Here is a 4,845-nt window from a genome sequence, read left to right as displayed (position 1 = left end):
ATTATGCTATTGAGGATGTTCGCAAGGAAGCAAGACAAGCAGCAGCGATTGGTTTAGCGGTGTCCAACTTACGTTACAATGATGCACCAGGAAAGTTAAGTGTTGCACTTGGTAGTGGTATATGGCTCAATCAGGCTGCATTTGCTATTGGGGCTGGTTATACATCTGAAGATGGAAATACTCGCTCTAGTCTATCTGTGACAAATGCCGGAGGGCGCTGGGGTGTAGGTGTCGGATTAAGCTTAACTCTAAATTAATAAAATTCACTACTATTATTTTCAAAAACGCTCCTGTCTATACAAGACAGGAGCGAAAAGGGTTACACGATTAAAAGAACGGTTCCCACAAATAATAATGCCAGCATTACTATTGAAAATAAAACAGAGAAAAGGTGTGAAGAGTGGCGTGTTTTACGCAAATTTGACAGAAGTCGTGGAGGGGGCTGGTTGGTTGTTACATGACAGTGAGCAGCAGATTGAGACAGTTTTTGAAGATGCCAATAAGTATACGGATGATCAAGTCAATACTATAGTTAATAATGCTGTTAACGAGGCGAAATCCTATACCGATATGAAGTTTGAAACGTTGAGTTATGCCATTGAAGATGTTTGAAAAGAAGCAAGACAAGCAGCGGCTGTTGGTTTGGCAGTGGTAGGTTTACGTTACAACGTACACTAGGGAAGTTGAGTGTTTCATTTGGTACGGGTTTTATGGTGCAGTCAATCCGCATTTGCCTTTGGTGCTGGTTATACATCAGAGGACGGATTCATTCGCTCTAACCGATCTGTCATGAGTGCAGGGAGTTACTTGGGGTAAGTGCAGGAGTAAACTCACCGCTGAATTAACGATAAAAAATGCATTTTCTCTTGTCTCATCAGACGAGGGTAAAAATTTTATAAAGAAGTGATATTTTACACAGAAATTCATAGAGTAGTATACTTATAAAGTTTTATAACAATGTTATTCTGTAGTAATAATCTTAGTGGGACAGATTTTAGTTACAGTGAAGCATTCTAACAAAAAAATTTACAAATGCAGAGTGATGTCTTCATATAAATTAATAGAGCGCGCAATTGCACAATATTTTAAAACTGTACGGTTTATAATTTTATTAATAGAAATATCCATTGGGGGGTATGCTTGAAGAAATAAAAAATCTCATTTTTTACTATTTTTATTATTTTCTTCGTATGCAGCAGCTGGAATGCTTAAATAATCTCACTTTGATCAAAACAGGGGTATTTAAAGCATAACGATGCACCAGCACTTTTATAAAAGCCCAAAGTGTAAACAATGAGGCTATGAATTTTAGAATTATTTCATAAATCAGCAAGACGCATTATATAAAAAATAATTAAATCATTTTTTTCCTTGCTATTTTTTTTAAAGTCTGTAAGAATGTAAAGGATTAGTTAAAAGACACTAAGAATCTTTTCGCAAAGCGGGGTGCGGTAAATCATGAAGAAATCACACAATCACTATTATCTTATTTCAGAAAGCTTTAAGAGACACACATCTAAAGCTCAGGGATATCTCGCTTATCTTTACGACAAAAGCACAATAACCCTACAAAAAATGCTCTAAATCACTCATCAAACAACCTAACCCTCCTCCGCAATAAACACCCTTTATTGCCTCTTCAACACACAACACCTAACAATAGTACGCAAACATGTTTTATTCACACTTCTTTTACCCTTCTTCACCTTTAAATTTAAAGGCTTTGCTAAAAAAAGAAAATCCTCCGTAAAAGGGGGAAATAAAAACCTTATTAATTGGGCTATCAATCAACGCCGACCACAATCTCATTGATATCTTAAATAGTCCTCTTCCTTATTATGACAACCCTAATCTTTTATAAAACAAGAAAAAAAACAAACCCTGGAGCCTAGTAGCACCGGAATATGTCTTTTTAATGTTTTTAATATTTTTCTTACTTGGAGAATTTATGATGAAAAAAACATATACCACACCACACACGCTAGCAGTGAGTAATTTAAAAAATTCTTGCTCGTCTCATGGATTACCTTTTATTAGAACGCTTTCATTAGTGTCAGTAGCTGTCTTTTTATCAAATGCTTCTCCTGTTTCTGCTTGTGATACGTGGGGTAATGTAGCGAAGTATTTTGGTGGTGGTACAAATATACTGAAAAGTATTGCGCCAACCTATGTGATTGACGGTAACGTGTATAGAGATGTTGGCTCTGCGTTTGCTGGTGTGGGAGATTCTTTCCAGCGATGGAAGAATGAAGTTAATGCGAATATTAATAATAAATTTAATCAATATGATAATAAAATTAATCAATTAGTTTCCAATAAGTATGTTATGCAAAATAGCGCAGGGACAATTACAATTGGTGCGAACACACACGGCATTGCAGTAGACTTTGCAAATAGTTCTCGTGAGTCGCGAATTCTTATGGGTGTTCGTGATGGTATGGTTGGCCCAAGATCAGATCAAGCAGTCAATGGTAACCAGCTTTATAATTTGGGCTCTGGGGTTGCTGATTCTTTGGGTGGTGGTGCCTACTATAGCAATGGAAGGTGGTCAGCTCCTGTTTTTATGATTAAAGCCTTTGATCAGTATGGAAATGAGACACACAAAAGTTATAGGAGTGTCGCAGATGCATTTGGTGGCGTGAATAATTCTTTTGCGAATCTTAATAAAAAGATTGAAAATATAGTCATTAGTGGGACAGGTGATGGTCTTGTTAAGCACGATGCTGCAACAGGGACTATTACAATTGGTGCGAACAAAAACGGTTCTGTAGTAAACATTGCAAATAATTCTAATGAGTCGCGATTTATTGCGGGTGTTCGTGGTGGCTGGATTAACATACTGTCGAATCAAGCAGTCAATGGTAACCAGCTTTATAAATTGGGCGATGGGGTTACGAAGTCTTTTGGCGGTAATGCTAGCTATGAAAATGGAAAGTGGAGTGCTCCTACTTTTACATTTAAGGTCTTTGATGAGAATGGTAAGGGAGCTGACAAGAGCTATAATAATGTCGCAGATGCCTTTACTGGCGTAAGTAGTTCTTTCACGAATCTTGATAAAAAGATTGAAAATATAGTCATTAATGGGACAGGTGATAGTCTTGTTAAGCAAGATGCAGCAGGGCTTATTACCATTGGTGGAGCAGTAAGTGGAGCTAACGTAAGTATTGCAAGCGTTGATAATGCGGCACGGACTCTTTCCGGTGTTAATGCTGGTTTGATTACAGCAACGTCAACTGATGCGATAAATGGTTCTCAACTTTATTCCATGAGCAATGTCGTTGCAGGCTATTTTAGTGGTGATGCTGGATATGGTGAAGATGGAAGCTGGAATGCTCCTACTTTTACAGTTAAAGTCTTTGATGAGAATGGTAATGGAGCTGAAACGCAATATGGAAATGTTGCGGAGGCACTTTCTGGTGTAAGTAGTTCTTTTACAAATCTTAATAAAAAGATTGAAAGTGTGACAGGCGATAGTTTTATTAAGCAAAATAGCGCTGGGCTTATTACCATTGGGGGAAGCAAAAGTGGCGATAGAATAGACATTGGAAACAATGTTAATGTCCCACGAGTTCTCTCTGGTGTTAAGGGCGGTGCATTTACGAAAACATCGACCGAAGCAGTAAATGGTGGCCAGCTTTATTATATGTCTCAGGCATTTGCAAATTATTTTGGCGGTGGTGCTGGATATGATGAAAGTGGAAACTGGAGTGCTCCTACTTTCACGGTTAAAGTCTTTGATAAGGATGGTAATGAGAGTGAGAAAAAATATAATAATGTTGCGGATGCATTTGCTGGCGTAAATAGTGCTTTCACAGTTTTGAATGATCAGCTTATGGAGATAAAGGAGGGCTCTGCTATTGGTGAAAAACCTAAATTGGGAGGTGGTCATTCGGATATTATTTCAGAAGGCTTTCCTTTTATGAGAAGCGCATCTCTTATGAGAAGTTTACCTCTTGTCATGGATGAAGAGGAATATGCCATGGGTGATGATGGGACTCTGCCTCCGGTAACTATTTCTCCTGACATAGAATCAACTCAAGTAAGTCTTATGACTACTTCAGGTAAAAAACGGAGTCTTTTTGGTCTTGTTAATGGTGATATTTCTGCTAACTCAGACGAAGCAATCAATGGTTCCCAACTTTATGCTATCAGCGCAGGTCTTTCATCTTATTTCGGTGGTGGTGCTGGATATAATGAAAAAGACGGCACCTGGAACATTCCATCCTTTAATGCTATGAAGTTTGATGAACAAGGTGTTGTGATTGCGATGGCAAGCTATACTAATGTAGCTAGCGCGTTTGATGATGTACGTAAGAGCATGTTGAGGATCAATACACGTCTTGAGGCTGTTGAACAGAAGGAAACCCCTAGCGTAGCCTCCAATGGATTCCCATGGGACGCAGGAAAAGAAGGGTATGACGCTAGTCATGATGGTAAGCCCAGCAAGATTGTCAATGTAGAGAAGGGTGCTCTTGTAGAAAATTCAACAGACGCCGTGAATGGAGGACAGCTCTGGACGACGAATGAAAAGGTAACAGCAGTTGAAACCAAGGTAGCAGCAGTTGAAACCAAGGTAACAGAAGTTGAAACCAAGGTAGCAGCAGTTGAAAACAAGGTGAATCTTGCGGTTAGCTATGATGTTGATAAAGAAAGCGGAAAGAAAACCAATAGCATCACTCTAAAAGGTGCCGATGACAGTGAACCTGTTTTGATTACTAATGTTAAAGATGGAGAAATTAAAAAAGGCTCTAAGGACGTAGTGAATGGTGGTCAGTTACATGATTACACAGAACAGCAGATGAAGACGGTTCTTGAAGATGCCAATAAGTATACGGATGAGAAAGT

4 protein-coding genes are annotated in these 4,845 nt (G+C 38.6%); all 4 read left to right on the top strand.

Features of this window, described 5'->3' with window-relative positions:
* The coding region (locus tag ACFIJ9_RS08535; protein WP_375636755.1) for a YadA-like family protein at positions 1-257 on the top strand (257 nt) is incomplete at its 5' end.
* Positions 258-393: 136 nt separating this feature from the next.
* On the top strand, positions 394-612 hold the full coding sequence (locus tag ACFIJ9_RS08530; RefSeq protein WP_208438589.1) for a hypothetical protein: 219 nt from the start codon (positions 394-396) through the stop codon (positions 610-612).
* Positions 613-687: 75 nt separating this feature from the next.
* Entirely contained in the window at positions 688-816 is a 129-nt protein-coding gene (locus ACFIJ9_RS08525) for a hypothetical protein (protein WP_375636752.1), read from the top strand.
* 1,132 nt (positions 817-1,948) lie between these two features.
* On the top strand, positions 1,949-4,845 hold a 2,897-nt coding region (locus ACFIJ9_RS08520; protein ID WP_375636750.1), incomplete at its 3' end, for a hypothetical protein.

The organism is Bartonella sp. MR90HLJMH (assembly GCF_042194115.1).
Classification (GTDB): Bacteria; Pseudomonadota; Alphaproteobacteria; order Rhizobiales; family Rhizobiaceae; genus Bartonella; species Bartonella grahamii.
This window is presented reverse-complemented; position numbering and strand designations above follow the sequence as displayed.